The organism is Solitalea canadensis DSM 3403 (genome assembly GCF_000242635.2).
GTDB classification, from domain to species: domain Bacteria; phylum Bacteroidota; class Bacteroidia; order Sphingobacteriales; family Sphingobacteriaceae; genus Solitalea; species Solitalea canadensis.
Genome location: NC_017770.1, coordinates 2,757,967 through 2,772,399, shown reverse-complemented (window position 1 = coordinate 2,772,399; position 14,433 = coordinate 2,757,967). Strand labels below are relative to the sequence as shown.

At 37.3% G+C, this 14,433-nt stretch carries 12 protein-coding genes; 9 read left to right on the top strand and 3 right to left on the bottom strand.

From position 1 onward, the window contains the following. The first annotated feature begins 78 nt into the window (after nucleotides 1–78). From SOLCA_RS11505 to SOLCA_RS22820, 5 genes are all read left to right on the top strand, one after another. Nucleotides 79–1,380: a type IX secretion system plug protein gene (locus SOLCA_RS11505; RefSeq protein WP_014680622.1), complete on the top strand. Its 1,302-nt coding sequence runs from the start codon at nucleotides 79–81 to the stop codon at nucleotides 1,378–1,380. Between the two features lie 271 nt (nucleotides 1,381–1,651). Further along, nucleotides 1,652–2,782 (top strand): histidine decarboxylase, encoded by a 1,131-nt coding sequence (locus SOLCA_RS11500; RefSeq protein WP_014680621.1) that lies wholly within the window; start codon nucleotides 1,652–1,654, stop codon nucleotides 2,780–2,782. Between the two features lie 99 nt (nucleotides 2,783–2,881). Beyond that, complete coding sequence (locus SOLCA_RS11495) at nucleotides 2,882–3,274, top strand: HYC_CC_PP family protein (protein ID WP_157604558.1); 393 nt, start codon at nucleotides 2,882–2,884, stop codon at nucleotides 3,272–3,274. Between the two features lie 77 nt (nucleotides 3,275–3,351). Then, nucleotides 3,352–5,577: a TonB-dependent receptor gene (locus tag SOLCA_RS11490; RefSeq protein WP_014680619.1), complete on the top strand. Its 2,226-nt coding sequence runs from the start codon at nucleotides 3,352–3,354 to the stop codon at nucleotides 5,575–5,577. 41 nt (nucleotides 5,578–5,618) lie between these two features. Beyond that, nucleotides 5,619–6,224, top strand: coding sequence for a heavy-metal-associated domain-containing protein (locus SOLCA_RS22820; RefSeq protein ID WP_014680618.1), 606 nt, complete (start codon nucleotides 5,619–5,621; stop codon nucleotides 6,222–6,224). Nucleotides 6,225–6,285: 61 nt separating this feature from the next. On the opposite strand, the gene ychF is transcribed toward SOLCA_RS22820, so the two are convergent. Beyond that, the gene (gene ychF, locus SOLCA_RS11480; protein ID WP_014680617.1) at nucleotides 6,286–7,383 is read right to left on the bottom strand and encodes a redox-regulated ATPase YchF; all 1,098 of its coding nucleotides are present in this window, start codon (nucleotides 7,381–7,383) and stop codon (nucleotides 6,286–6,288) included. 236 nt (nucleotides 7,384–7,619) lie between these two features. Here ychF and SOLCA_RS11475 point away from each other — a divergent pair, with 236 nt between their 5' ends. Together SOLCA_RS11475 and SOLCA_RS11470 are read left to right on the top strand one after the other, a co-directional pair. Further along, entirely contained in the window at nucleotides 7,620–8,633 is a 1,014-nt protein-coding gene (locus tag SOLCA_RS11475) for a N(4)-(beta-N-acetylglucosaminyl)-L-asparaginase (protein WP_014680616.1), read from the top strand. A gap of 311 nt (nucleotides 8,634–8,944) precedes the next feature. Beyond that, nucleotides 8,945–9,520: a TetR/AcrR family transcriptional regulator gene (locus tag SOLCA_RS11470; protein ID WP_014680615.1), complete on the top strand. Its 576-nt coding sequence runs from the start codon at nucleotides 8,945–8,947 to the stop codon at nucleotides 9,518–9,520. Nucleotides 9,521–9,580: 60 nt separating this feature from the next. Here SOLCA_RS11470 and SOLCA_RS11465 read toward each other — a convergent pair whose 3' ends face one another. Next, on the bottom strand, nucleotides 9,581–9,904 hold the full coding sequence (locus tag SOLCA_RS11465) for a DUF3276 family protein (protein WP_014680614.1): 324 nt from the start codon (nucleotides 9,902–9,904) through the stop codon (nucleotides 9,581–9,583). Nucleotides 9,905–10,088: 184 nt separating this feature from the next. Continuing rightward, nucleotides 10,089–11,879 carry an ABC transporter ATP-binding protein gene (locus SOLCA_RS11460; RefSeq protein ID WP_014680613.1) on the bottom strand — a complete coding sequence of 597 codons (1,791 nt, stop codon included), beginning with the start codon at nucleotides 11,877–11,879 and terminating at the stop codon, nucleotides 10,089–10,091. A 382-nt stretch (nucleotides 11,880–12,261) separates the two neighbouring features. Between SOLCA_RS11460 and SOLCA_RS11455 the strand changes: the two genes are divergently transcribed. Then, a complete protein-coding gene (locus SOLCA_RS11455) occupies nucleotides 12,262–13,362 on the top strand; it encodes a Glu/Leu/Phe/Val family dehydrogenase (RefSeq protein ID WP_014680612.1) in 1,101 nt (366 codons plus the stop codon). A 130-nt stretch (nucleotides 13,363–13,492) separates the two neighbouring features. Continuing rightward, on the top strand, nucleotides 13,493–14,431 hold the full coding sequence (gene nusB / locus SOLCA_RS11450) for a transcription antitermination factor NusB (RefSeq protein WP_042479700.1): 939 nt from the start codon (nucleotides 13,493–13,495) through the stop codon (nucleotides 14,429–14,431). Nucleotides 14,432–14,433 lie beyond the last annotated feature (2 nt).

Sequence of the window (14,433 nt, the reverse complement as noted above, 5' to 3'; positions counted from 1 at the left end):
ACAATTACCAAAACCGTTTAAACCGTTATCTGCAGATAACGGTTTTTTTTGTTAGGTTAGAGCAAAATTTCGCACTTAATGAAAATTAAACTTCTATACCTGTTTGCCATCTGTTTTCTTTTTCTGAATTCAACTGCAAGAGCACAAGATTCAAAGCTAAAATATCAGGATTGGGTATACAGACCTAACATTAAAACCGTTCAGTTTGAAAATATTACCAATCAGGATTATGCCACCATTCCCGTGTTCTCTTTGGCGAGTGCAGAGGAATTAGTGTTGCAGTTTGACGATCTTAACGGAAGTACTCAGGATTATTTTTATACGATTGAACATTGTACAGCCGATTGGAAACCAAGTAACCTGTCGACTATAGATTATTTAGATGGTTATACAGAAGATCGTATAATTCAATATAAATATTCATTTAATACGATTCAGCAGTATACTCATTACACGCTTGCTTTTCCGACAAGCACCATGAAACCTACCATTTCTGGTAATTATTTGCTAAAAGTGTACTTGAATAACGACCCGATGGACCTGGTGTTAACTCGTCGTTTTTATGTGCTCAGGCAGTCCGTAAATATTCTTACGGAAGTTAAACGGGGAACCGTAATAAAAGACCGCTCACAAACGCAGAAAGTTAACTTTACCATTCAGCATCCTGCATTGAATGTTTCTAATCCAATGTCTGAGATAAAAACGGTTCTTACACAAAACGATCGTCCTGATAATGCCATGAATAATATGAAACCCACATTTATACGCAATAACGAGTTGGTTTATAATGACATGGATTCGGGTACATTTTTAGGAGGAAGTGAGTTCAGGAATTTTGATACACGCAGTTTACGTTTCTTCTCGCAGCGTATCCAAGACATTGTAAAGGAGAAAAAACAAACGGATGTATATTTATTCCCTGATGATAATTACAGTGCTACTGCATATTCTACAATAGTTGATTTAAACGGTGGATACGCCATCCGAAATCAGGATGGAGGTGGTGATGCTGAAGTTGACGCCGACTATACCAGAACTCATTTCGCATTAAAAGATACCCCACCAACTACTGTGGGTGATTATTATTTGTTTGGTAAACTTACCGATTACCAGATAAAAGACGACTATAAGCTTGCCTTTAATGAAGTAACTCAACGATTGGAAACACAACAATTATTCAAGCAAGGCTATTATGACTTTTGTTATGCATTTGTACCTAAAGGCCAATCTGTAGCAGATGTTTGTCCGGTTGAAGGTTGTCATTTCGAAACGGATAATGCTTACACTATATATGTCTACTTCCGTCCGGTGGGTAAGCGTTATGATGAACTGGTAGGAATAAAACGATTTAATGCAAAGGCGTTTTTCATTATGCGTTGATTTTTTACCCCTAACCCCTAAAGGGGAATTATTACTTGTATAGACCCCTGCCCCTAAAGGGAACCCATCTAACACATTGGGGTTGGGGTGTTCGATAATTATCCTCCACTATTATTAATACTGTCAATAGCTAAGCCTCTCAAGTAGAAATTCTCATACAATGAGAGTTCCCCTTTAGGGGTTAAGGGTGTTCATTTTCCGAAAAACAACACGAAATCTTCTCCATAATTCCCATTGATTTCCCATCTTTGCAGACCAATCAATCCGTAGTATGAATAAATTAAATGCTGAAGACCAGCATAAGCTGGAAGCATTGCGTCAAAAGATCAAAGAAAACTCTCAAAACTCTCTAGGGTATCCTGTTTCAAAGGATTTCGATTACTCAGAATTGTTTGAGTTGTTGAAATATCCGGTAAACAATATAGGAGACCCATTTGCTGATTGCACCTATTCGGTGGATTCGAGAGAGATGGAGCGTGAAGTATTGGAGTTCTTTGCAGAAGTATTTCGTGCGCAGAAGAACGACTGGTGGGGGTATGTAACCAATGGAGGTTCTGAAGGTAATATGTATGGTTTATACATGGCACGTGAGCTTCATCCCAAAGGAATGGTTTATTACTCGGCAGCTACCCATTATAGTGTTCATAAAAATCTTCATTTGCTTGATATGCCTAACATTGTTATCAGGGCACAGAAAAACGGTGAAATTGATTATGAAGATTTAAGCAATACCATTCGAATGAACCGACATATGCCTGTAATTATTATGGCTAACATCGGTACAACAATGACAGAAGCAAAAGACGATATCACGAAGATAAAAGCGATACTGAATGACGCAGCTATTCAAAACTATTACATTCATTGCGATGGTGCCTTGTCTGGAACCATGAGTCCTTTCCTGAATCCGCGACCTGCTTTTGATTTTGCTGATGGTGCAGATAGTATTGCCATAAGCGGACATAAGTTTATAGGTTCTCCAATCCCTTCAGGAGTATTGTTAGTAAAGAAGTCGCACCGTGACCGTATTGGCCGTTCAGTGGCCTATATTGGCAGTTTAGACACAACCATTACCGGTTCAAGAAATGGCCATAGCCCGCTGTTTTTATGGTATGCTATTAAAACACTAGGGTTAGAAGGCTTTAAGAAACGTGTTGATCACAGTCTGTCGGTAGCAGCTTATGCAGAAAACCGCTTAAAATCAATCGGTTTAGATGCATGGAGAAATCAAAACGCTATAACAGTTGTGTTTCCGCAGCCCCACGAAATAGTTCGTAAAAAATGGCAGTTAGCATCAGAAAGAGGACTTTCACATATCATTTGTATGCCAAATGTAACTGAAAGTCAGATTGATGAATTAATCCTTGATATTGAGAAATACAGGGAAGCAGTACTTTCCTGAAATTAAGCAGAGTTTATTACTCTGCTTAATTTTAAACAATCAGGTAACTAAATGCTTACTTTTCTCCTTCCTGATTTTATTTTTTTAGTTTTGTCACAAATGAAAAAAATCACCGCTATAGTAATGAGCATTTTCTTTCTACTAAATGTAGTAGGATTGAGTGTGTACGCTCATTATTGTGGCAATGAATTACAGAGTGCGAGTGTAATGGTTGCGGCAGATAGCTGTTGTGACGATGACGATTCAATCAATGAAACTCAAAGCGATTGTTGCCATAACAAGGTTGAAACGATCAAAATTAAAGATGATTTTCTTTCAATAGCAAAGATTCAACAGGCAAAATTGTTTCCTGTTGAATTATTTTTGTTTGCCTATCATATTACTTTTCAGAATAAGTTAACAGATCTTCATAACCCGATTACCGTTAACTTTAAGGGCTCACCGCCTCGAAATTGCCCCATTATTCTCCTTACCCAAACATTTCTTATTTGATTAATCCCTGTTGACTTTTTTGGTGAAACGTTATTCGTATTCACCCAGGATCGTATTGTCTAACAGATTTTATTTTAATGAAACGCCAATTAGTAATAGTCTTAACACTATCATTTTTAGTTGGGTTTAAGGCGCGTGCCCAGCAGATAACGGGTACCGTTTTTGAACTCAATACCAGTAATAAAGAAGTATTGCTCGAGGGAGCAAGCATATCATGGATAAATACCTCCATAGGGGTAATCTCAAATGCCAAAGGTGAATTTGCAATTAATTCACAGGGTGTAACTGATCGTCGGTTAATTGTTTCATTTGTTGGTTTGAAAACGGACACAATCCTTGTGAATCATCATAAACACCTTAAGATTGTATTAAAATCTAACGGAAAACAACTTGACGAAGTAGTGTTTGCACAGCAACGGGAATCTACCATGGTTTCTGTACAGCCTCGTAAAACAGAAATACTCACATCGAAGGAACTTAAAAAAGCAGCTTGTTGTAATTTGGGAGAAAGCTTTCAAACTAATACAACAGTGGATGTTACCTATAGGGATGGCGTTACCGGAAGCAAAGAATTACAGGTTCTTGGCTTGGCTGGTGCTTATACCCAAATATTGACTGAAAACGCCCCTGTTATTACCGGTTTGGGTACTACATATGGCATATATGGCATTCCGGGTACTCAAATTGATCAAATCCATATTGTTAAAGGGCCGGGTTCAGTTGTATTTGGTCCGGAGTCGATTAGTGGAATGATCAATGTGGAGTTAAAGGATCCGATGCGTGCAGATAAACTGTTTGTTAATGGGTATTTGGATGGTTATGCCCGTGCCGAATTAAATGTTGACAAAACATTTAAACTTAGTAAGGACCTGAGTACCTTATTTTCGTTTCATATCGATCGGTTTAAGTTGAAGATGGATCAGAACGATGACTCATTTCTTGACATGCCCATGTTGCAAAATATTAATGTGTTGAGTAAATGGAAATATGAATCAGGGAGTGGCTGGTTTTCTCAAAATTCTATAAAGTATTTGAATGAAAACAGAGAAGGTGGTCAATCGCATTTTTATAACGATAATACTCAATTCGATCCTTCAATTTACGGACAGCAATTAAAAACTAACAGGTTTGAGTTTTATGGCCGTACAGGTTTTATAGTTCCTTCCGGTAGTTATAAAAGTCTGGGGTTGCAATACTCTTATGTTTTACATGATTTAAGTGGTTTTTATGGCCTACGTTCAAATAATGGACATCAACAAAGCATAAACCTTCGCTTAATCTATAATCAGACAATTGGCAGGCTAAATTCCCTTAATATGGGAGCTAGTTATCGCCTGGATAAGATCAATGAACAATTTGGCAATTTGCAGTTGAACAATGATTTGACTATGCCCGGTGTTTTTGTGGAAAACACCTTCTCAGGAGAGGGCAGTCGTCCATTGTCAATAGTAATTGGAGGACGTGCTGATTGGGCAAATGGAGAACTTGTTTTTACTCCAAGGGGAAATGTGAAATGGTCAGTTGATAAAAACACAGACATGCGTTTTTCAATTGGAACAGGTTTTAAAACAGCAAATGTTTTGGCTGAAAACGCTAATATTAAAGTTAGTAACCGGGAAATTGTAATACAGGGACCTTTAAAGTTTGAAAAAGCACTTAATTATGGTTTCAACATCAATAGAAAATTTGAGATTGATTATAGAAAAGGAAGTATAGGAGTTGATTTGTATAGAACCCAGTTCACCAACAAGATTATTCCTGATTATGATACCGATCCAACTAAGGTGTTTTTTAATAATTTGGATGGCAAATCCTATGCTAACAACATTCAAGTAGAAGCTGCTTATTACATTCTCAAACCTGTAGAGTTGAAAGTGGCATATAAATATCTTGATGTATTTCGTAAAACGGATGGTCAACGAATTGTAGAGCCATTTGTGCCTAAGCATCGTGCTGTGGCTTCATTATTTTATGAGTCGTTCAATCGTAAATGGAATGCCAATTTTACCTGGCAATGGTTTGGCAGCAAAAAAATGCCTTATCTAAATGAAGTATTTCAACCTGAGATTAGTGATTACAATAGCTATTCAAAAACATATTCAACCATAAATCTGCAGCTTACGCGTAATTGGAAAGATTTTGAGCTCTATCTGGGTGCTGAAAATCTCCTTGATTTCCGTCAACAGAATTATATTGTGGGTTCAGCAAATCCGAATACAGGCTTTTTTGATGCTTCCTACATCTGGGGGCCGGTTGAAGGTAGGAGAATGTACGCCGGATTTAGGTATAAAATAGATCGATAATCAACTAGAACAATCTAAACAATTTATAAAGAAGAAAAACAATGAAAAAACTGAAATTTATCTTATCCGCTGTTTTACTGAGTTTTGCTGCTCAATATTCAGTAGCTCAGGAAATCAAAACAGAAATCTTTAAGGTTGGTGGCAACTGCGGAATGTGTGAAAACAGGATTGAAAATGCTGCAAAAAAAATAGATGGTGTACAATCAGCTGAATGGGATGAGGCTACTAAACAGTTGAAAGTAAGCTATACATCGCCTGCAAGTTTGTTGAGTATACAGAAAGCTATTGCTGAGGCTGGACATGATACGGAAGGGACGAAAGCAACGTCGAAAGCATACGATAAGCTGCATGGATGCTGTCAGTATACAAGAGAAGTTACAAGTCAGGAGGCTCCAAAAGGGAAAGTACAAACTGTATTCTTTAAAGTATCAGGTATGACCTGTGCTGATGGATGTGCCAAAGGAATTGAAAAGGCTTTGTATAAACACAAAGGCGTAAAGCAAAGCGAAGTAAATTTTGAGACCGGAGTCGCTAAAGTTGTTTTTGATCAGTCAAAACTTTCGATTGATCAAATGAAAAAAATTATCGAAGATTTTAGTCCGGAAGGAGAATCATCAAAATATCGTGCAGAGGTTGTTGCCAACTAATCAAAAACAAACAAGGCCGATTCTAATGAATCGGCCTTGTTGTTTTATCTGAAATTACACTTTACACGTTAAAACGGAAGTGCATAATATCACCATCTTCAACTATATAAGTTTTTCCTTCTACACCAAGCTTTCCTGCTTCTTTACAGGCATTTTCCGATCCTAAGGTTACAAAGTCATTATACTTAATCACTTCAGCACGGATAAATCCTTTTTCAAAATCAGTGTGAATAACACCTGCAGCTTGAGGAGCCGACATACCCAAAGTGATGGTCCATGCACGAACTTCCTGCACACCGGCAGTAAAATAAGTAGCAAGGTTCAATAATCGGTATGCTGCACGGATCAATTTATTTACACCAGATTCTTCCAAACCTAAGTCAGCCAAAAACAATTGTTTGTCTTCGTAGCTTTCCAGTTCAGCTATTTCCGATTCGATTTTAGCAGAAATTACCAAAACCTCCGCGTTTTCATTTTTTACAGCTTCACGTATAATATCAACATATTTGTTGCCGGTATTTACAGATGCTTCATCAACGTTACAAACGTACATCACTGGTTTTAACGTCAATAAGTGAATATCTTCTAAATGCTCCAGGTCTTTTTCTTCCAACTGTGCAGCACGAGCTGATTGACCGGAAAGTAAAAGATCACGAACTGTTGTTAATACTTCAACCGCTTTTTTGGCATCTTTATCTCCGGTTTTTGCTGATTTTTCAACCTTCTGAAGCTTTTTCTCAACCGATTCAAGATCTTTTAACTGAAGTTCAGTATCTATGATCTCTTTATCGCGGATAGGATCTACTGAGCCATCAACGTGTACAACGTTAGGATCATCAAAACAACGTAATACATGTAAGATTGCATTAGTATTTCTGATATTAGCCAAGAACTGGTTACCCAATCCTTCACCTTTACTCGCACCTTTTACTAAACCTGCAATATCAACAATCTCAACAGTGTTAGGAACAACGCGTTGAGGCTTCACTAATTCAGTTAACTTATTTAAGCGTTCGTCAGGAACGGTAATTACGCCCACATTTGGCTCAATAGTACAAAATGGAAAATTTGCTGCTTGTGCCTTTGCGTTGGAAAGAGAGTTAAATAGAGTAGATTTTCCTACGTTTGGTAGTCCAACAATACCACATTGTAAAGCCATATTCTTTTCTTATGCGTTTTTAAATCAGGCGCAAAGATATGATTTTGCAGTTATGTTAGCAATTGGCTTGTAGTTTTAGCTATTAGCCATTAGCATTGTAGTTACATTCTGCTAATACACATAACCTAACAGCTAATAACTAACAAGCCAATAGTTATAAAAAAAACTTTTGCGCCTTAGCATCTTAGCGGTTAAATTTAGCCATTGTATAAATCGTAACACAACCAAATAATTAAATGATATCAAGAAGAAAATTTATAAAAGGAACGGGCCTTGCGGCTATTTCTTCAACCGTAGTAATTGAAGCATTAGCTAAAACTTCGGTTAATGGCATGGCAAAAAAGCCAATTGTCATTTCTACATGGGATTTCGGACAAGCAGCGAATGCTGCTGCATGGCAGGTTTTGCAAAGTGGTGGAAGAGCATTGGATGCAGTTGAAAAAGGGGTGCATGTTCCCGAAGCAGACCCTAAAAATCAAACCGTTGGATACGGTGGCTTTCCTGATCGCGATGGTAGGGTTACCTTGGATGCATGTATTATGGACGAGCATGGAAATGCAGGTTCTGTAGCAGCTCTTGAACATATTGTACATCCGATATCAGTGGCACGTATGGTAATGGAAAAAACACCACATGTGATGCTGGTAGGTGAAGGAGCTTTGCAGTTTGCTTTGCAAAATGGATTTAGTAAGACAAATCTTCTAACTCCTGAATCTGAAAAGGCATGGAAGGAATGGTTGAAAACTGCCAAGTATGAGCCAATAATGAATATCGAAAATAAAGCGGCTGCACCAAAGAAACTTCCGGGAGGAAAGGATAATCATGATACCATTGGGATGATTGCATTGGATGCAAGTGGCAATCTGTCAGGAGCTTGTACTACCAGTGGTATGGCTTTTAAAATGCATGGACGTGTTGGAGACTCTCCTATTATTGGAGCAGGTATGTTTGTTGATAATGAGATTGGAGGTGCAGCGGCAACCGGAGTGGGAGAAGAGGTGATTAAAATAGTTGGTTCTTTCTTAGTGGTTGAGTTAATGCGTCAGGGCCGGTCTCCGCAGCAAGCCTGTCAAGAAGCTGTAGAACGTATTGCTAAGCGCGACCCTAAAAAGGCTGAGGAAGTACAAATTGGTTTTATTGCCTTGAATAAACAAGGTGAATACGGCGCTTACTGCCTGCAACCAGGCTTTACCTATTCAGTTCGTTCAGCTGATGAAGATCTGGTGATAAAAGGAAAAAGTTTGTTTTAAAGCTATATTAACACGCACACAGCCCCAATGTCATTAGGCGATGGGATCTTCATTTGTGTCATGCTGAGGAACGAAGCATCTGTTTCTTTTAAGCAATAGAACTAACAGATCCTTCCTGCGTCAGGATGACAAGTCATGTTATTTTTTTTTCTGACAAGAAAATTATTGACTTAATGCATTCGGGCTTGGGTGCGTTAATATTACGCTAAAAAAACAAAAAATAGTATCAAATGACATTGGTTATAAAAAAATGAATACTTATTCATTATGTGTAAAAATCTTTTATCTTAGCCATAACCAATAAACCCTTTATGAAACAACCTGTAGTTGACAAACGTCAGTCTATATTAAATTCATCATTAGCAATAATTACCGAGCATGGATTCCATGGCTCATCCATGAAAATGATTTCTGAGAAAGCAGGAGTAGCTGCCGGAACCATTTATTTGTATTTCACCAACAAAGAAGAACTTATCAACGAATTATTTCTTGAAATAAGAAGAAGGATCAACGATGTGGTGGTTAATGCCTTTGATGAGGCCTTGGCTTATCGTACCAATTTCTCCAATATCTGGCATTCTTTGTATGATTACTACTTAAATAACGATCAGGTATTTAAATTCATCGAACAGTATTCAAGCTCACCATTTATTGTAGAATCAACAAAACGTAAGGGGGAGAAGATTTTGGCTCCTGTGTATGAAATATTAGGAAAGGGTATTGACCAGGGGTATATAAAACCAATGCACTTAACAGCATTACTATCCCTGTTTTATGGGCCTGTAATAGCGCTGGTGAGGTTTCATCAAACGAATGAGATTAATTTAAATGAAGACGTTCATCTAGACGAAATCATCGAATCTTGCTGGTTAAGCGTGAAGAAATAAGGAACAAAAAAAATGCATGAGGTTGATCATGCATTTTTTTATTTGTAAATATTTTCTGGTTTAGAAAGAAAAATCGTCGTCAACTTTATCGTGTACGCCATTGCTTTCGTAAGCCTCATAACGTTTTTCAACAACATCCTGATTTGATTTGATATAATCAACCACCTCAGTAAGGCCTTCAGCAAATTTTTCGAAATCTTCTTTGTAAAGGAAAATCTTATGCTTTACAAATACGCCATCTTCCATGCGTTTTTTACTCTCGGTAACCGTAATGTAATAATCACCCGCACGAGTCGACTTAACATCGAAAAAATAAGTACGTTTTCCTGCTCTTACTTTTTTTGAGAATACCTCTTCGCGCTCTTTGTTATCAAAATCTCCCATTGTTCGTGTCAATAAGTTTAGCTTGCCGTAAATATAAAGTATAAATTTTCAAAATTCCAAATATTAAAAAAAGAACAAAATTCACAACATGCAATAAATCAATAATTACCAAACATACTTAATGGATTCGTTAATCATATCTAACAGGTTCAAAAAATGTTAAGCTTTTTCTCTTAAAGTTGTATTATTCTGAGATTTCTTCCTCTTCCAACAGTTGCTTTTCGTATAATTCGAAATATTCTCCTTTTTGTTCCAGTAAAGCTTCATGATATCCGCTTTCAATGATCACTCCGTTGTCAATTACAAAGATTTTATCTGCATTTTTTATGGAAGACACCCGGTGACTTATAATTACGCTGGTTTTATTTTCCATAACTTTTCCAAGATTCGATAAAATCTCTTCTTCAGTTTTGGTATCAACCGCCGAAAGACAGTCGTCAAACACCATAATATTAGGTTCCTTGATGATCGCCCTTGCAATTGAAACGCGTTGTTTTTGCCCACCCGATAAGGTAATGCCCCGCTCACCGATGGTTGTTTCAAAACCATGTGGGAATGCCTGAATATTTTCATAAACGGCAGCATTCTTAGCTGCAGCAAAAACCTGCTCTTCAATTACCTTGTTTACGCCAAACCCTATGTTGTTACTAATGGTATCGGAGAAGAGGAATACTTCTTGCGGCACATATCCCATTGCATCACGGAGATGGTGAAGGTCATAATCCTTTATATTTCTATCATCAATTAATATCTCTCCAGCGTTTACATCGTACATTCTGGCTAGTAAATTGGCTATGGTAGACTTTCCGGAACCGGTTCTTCCTATAAAGGCAATAAAATCACCTGACTCAGCCACGAAACTTACATTTTTTAACGCCTGAATACCAGTATCAGGATAAGTGAAACTTACATTTCTGAATTCCACCTTACCTCGTATCGGTTCTTCTTTCAATGTTCCTGATTTAATATCAGGCTCTGTGTGCATAAATTCATTAATGCGTTTTTGAGAAGCTGCCCCTCGCTGAATTAAAGATGTTACCCATCCCAACGACATCATCGGGAAGGTTAGCTGATTGATGTAAACAATGAATTCGGCAATATTTCCAGGGGTAATATTACCATTCTTTACTTCTACTCCACCTATATAAACAGTTAACACAACACTCATTCCAGCTAACAACAATACAGTAGGATAGAAGAATGCCTGAACGCGGGCTAACCCCATCGAACGTTTTTTGTATTCTTCACTCTGAGCTTCAAAATCTTCTCGACTGCGTTGTTCGCGACCATAAGCTTTTAACACCCTTATTCCTGAAAAGGTCTCTTGGGTAAATGTTGAAAGATTAGATAGTTGCTCCTGAATGTTTTCACTTTTTCGGTGTATAATGGAGTTTACATAATAGATAACGATAGCCATTAACGGTAGGGGAAGCAAAGCGAAAATTGTTAATTTCAGGTTAATGCTAGCCATAGTGGTGATTACCATTAGGAATAGCACTACCGTATTAATGGTATACATTATGGCTGGACCTACGTACATCCGTACACGGCTAACGTCTTCGGAAATACGATTCATTAAATCTCCGGTATTATTTCGGCGATAAAATGACAAAGAAAGGTGTTGGTAGTGATTGTAAATGTCGTTTTTCAGATCATATTCAATATAACGTGAAACAACAATAATGGTTTGACGCATAAAAAACAGGAAAATACCTCTAAGGATTGCCATTAGTAATACCGAGGCTCCAAAAATGAGCATGGTCTTACCAAAAATCTGGTAAATACTGTCCTGATTACTAAACCCTGAGAACAGTTTGTATAAGGTAATATTTTCATTTACCAAATCAAACGCCCTACGGATAATTTTTGCCGGAATTACTCCGAAATAATTAGAAATTATGACAAAAACAGCTCCTAAAGCTAATCTGTAACGGTATCTGAATAGGTATTTATTAAGGTATTTTAATTCACCCATGGGTTGGTATTTTGTCTTTTTAGTTATTAGTCAGTTACTTGTGTTTTATTATTGCTTATGAAAAAGTAAGCAGTTGACAGCTTTTTTTGCCGACCGGTCATTGACTACAACAAACTTATATAATTTACCAGTTACTGCGAGGGTAATTTGCTGAAATTTCTGTTACAAGCAACAGATTATCAACAAACGTTAATAACTGTTTTTTTACAACTCTTTTGGAGCAACTTTTGTTTGGCGGAGTTCCAACTTAGAAAAAATAAATTATCCGATAGTTATCGTGATTAACCAATAACTAATTAACAGTTATATAAATGGGTAAAAAATATATAGATTTGCTATTAAGGGTTTTGTTAAGTATACAATTCTAAAAACGTTCTCAAATATGTTAGAAACTAAACAACTTACTCCTGTGGAAACAAGTCCTATTTTTAGCAAAATGGTTGATAATTCGCACAAAAACCTGGTTTTTTGTATGGATAAAGCAACCGGACTAAAAGCTATTATTGCAATTCATGATACAACCCTCGGACCCGCAATCGGAGGCACACGTATGTGGCACTATCGTTCGGAAGCAGATGCATTGGATGATGTACTAAGACTTTCACGAGGAATGACCTATAAATCAGCTATTACAGGTCTGAATTTCGGAGGAGGAAACGCCGTGATTATCGGTGATTATAACCGTGATAAATCAGAAGCGTTGATGAGACGCTTTGGTAAGTTTGTTAACAACCTTAATGGTGAGTTTGTTACTGCGCAGGATGTCGGCACAACGCTAAAAGACATGGAATACATCCGGATGGAAACTCCTCATGTGGTAGGTTTGTCGGAGGCACTTGGCGGCAGTGGGCAAACTGGACCTATTTCAGCTTATGGTGTTTACATGGGTATTAAAGCAAGTGTAAAAGAATTATGGGGAAATGATAGTCTTTCGGGTAAATCTGTAGCTGTTCAAGGTATCGGTAATGTAGGAGAACATCTGGTAAGATTATTAAGAGATGAAGATGCACGTGTGTATATAAGTGATCTTGATGATGACCGACTTACAGCAGTTGCCCGTAAACATGATGCTATTATAGTACCTAATAACCAAATATATGATTTAGACGTTGACATTTATTCTCCTTGTGCTTTGGGCGCTACTGTAAATAATGAAACGCTTAAGCGATTGAAGTGTGCAATTATAGCCGGTTCTGCCAATAACCAATTGCAGGATGAAGAAGTACACGGGCAGTTATTAATGGATATGGGCATATTGTATGCTCCGGATTTCCTGATCAATGCAGGCGGATTGATCAGTGTTTATTCAGAAATTTCCGGCGGTGGAAAAAAACGAGCACTACAACAAGCCGAGAACATTTATAAAGTAACACTAGATATTTTCCGTATGTCTAAACGCGAGCAAATAACTCCCAATCAGGCAGCACTGAAAATAGCTGAAAAAAGAATTGCTGATATCAGATCATTAAAAGCAAACAGCTAGTATAACCCAGAGTTTGAGAATTTGAAGATAAGGAAATGACAATTTCAAGTACATTCTCCCTCCTTCATATTCTCAAATTCACAAATTTTAGTTACCTTTGCGGCCTTATTTTTATAAATTGTTCTTTTAGATGCTAAACAGAAGGCACTTGCGCATTAAAGCATTACAAACATTGTATGCTTTTTACCAGGCAGAAACCAAAGATATTACCGGTTTCGAAAAAAGTTTGCTGCAAAACGTGGCGAGAGTAAATGAGGCTTATTTAACAGTATTAAACCTTACCATTGAAGTTGCCAAGTATGCAGTTATAGATGCACAGGAACGTGCGTCAAAATACATTCCTTCTGAAGAAGATTTGAATGCCAGCACCCGTATCGCTACGAATAAATTGATACAGATGTTGGAAACGTTTCCTACCCTTATTGACGATACCAAAAGACTTAAAATTGAATTTGCAAATGATCAGGAAATAGTACGATCAATATTTAAAGATTTGATTGCCACTCCTGAGTATAAAGCCTATTGTGTAGAGCCGGAGCATGCAATGGCTGCAGAACGTGATATTCTGATCTTTTTTGCGAAAAAAGTGTTACCACAGTCGGTATTATTTGAACAGATGATGGAAGATAAGTTCATTAACTGGCCAATCGATAAAGATTCAGTAATGAGCATGCTGTTAAAAACGCTAAAAGAATTTGGAGAATCAAAACAAAAATTAGCTCCTATTTCGGCAAATTGGCTGGACGATCGTGATTTTATGCTCGATCTGTTTAAGTTTACGATCCGTAATAATGGAGAATACCAGGACTATATTTCTTCAAAAACCAAGAATTGGGACCCTGAACGTATTGCTTTTATGGATACGATTTTAATGAAAATGGCGATCTGTGAGTTGTTGAATTTCAAGGAAATACCTGTTAAAGTTACCATCAACGAGTATATCGATCTTTCAAAAGAATTTAGTACGCCGAAAAGTAAAGTATTTATTAATGGGATACTTGATAAGATTCTGGTAGATTTGAAAGCTGAAAACAAAATTATAAAAACGGGTAGAGGATTAGTAGAATAGGA

Excerpts from the sequence above, each read along its gene's own strand:
- nusB (WP_042479700.1), top strand. The coding sequence starts at position 13,493 with ATGCTAAACAGAAGGCACTTGCGCATTAAAGCATTACAAACATTGTAT.
- SOLCA_RS11465 (WP_014680614.1), bottom strand. The coding sequence starts at position 9,904 with ATGGGAGATTTTGATAACAAAGAGCGCGAAGAGGTATTCTCAAAAAAA.
- SOLCA_RS22820 (WP_014680618.1), top strand. The coding sequence starts at position 5,619 with ATGAAAAAACTGAAATTTATCTTATCCGCTGTTTTACTGAGTTTTGCT.
- ychF (WP_014680617.1), bottom strand. The coding sequence starts at position 7,383 with ATGGCTTTACAATGTGGTATTGTTGGACTACCAAACGTAGGAAAATCT.
- SOLCA_RS11495 (WP_157604558.1), top strand. The coding sequence starts at position 2,882 with ATGAAAAAAATCACCGCTATAGTAATGAGCATTTTCTTTCTACTAAAT.
- SOLCA_RS11460 (WP_014680613.1), bottom strand. The coding sequence starts at position 11,879 with ATGGGTGAATTAAAATACCTTAATAAATACCTATTCAGATACCGTTAC.
- SOLCA_RS11470 (WP_014680615.1), top strand. The coding sequence starts at position 8,945 with ATGAAACAACCTGTAGTTGACAAACGTCAGTCTATATTAAATTCATCA.
- SOLCA_RS11475 (WP_014680616.1), top strand. The coding sequence starts at position 7,620 with ATGATATCAAGAAGAAAATTTATAAAAGGAACGGGCCTTGCGGCTATT.
- SOLCA_RS11505 (WP_014680622.1), top strand. The coding sequence starts at position 79 with ATGAAAATTAAACTTCTATACCTGTTTGCCATCTGTTTTCTTTTTCTG.
- SOLCA_RS11500 (WP_014680621.1), top strand. The coding sequence starts at position 1,652 with ATGAATAAATTAAATGCTGAAGACCAGCATAAGCTGGAAGCATTGCGT.
- SOLCA_RS11490 (WP_014680619.1), top strand. The coding sequence starts at position 3,352 with ATGAAACGCCAATTAGTAATAGTCTTAACACTATCATTTTTAGTTGGG.
- SOLCA_RS11455 (WP_014680612.1), top strand. The coding sequence starts at position 12,262 with ATGTTAGAAACTAAACAACTTACTCCTGTGGAAACAAGTCCTATTTTT.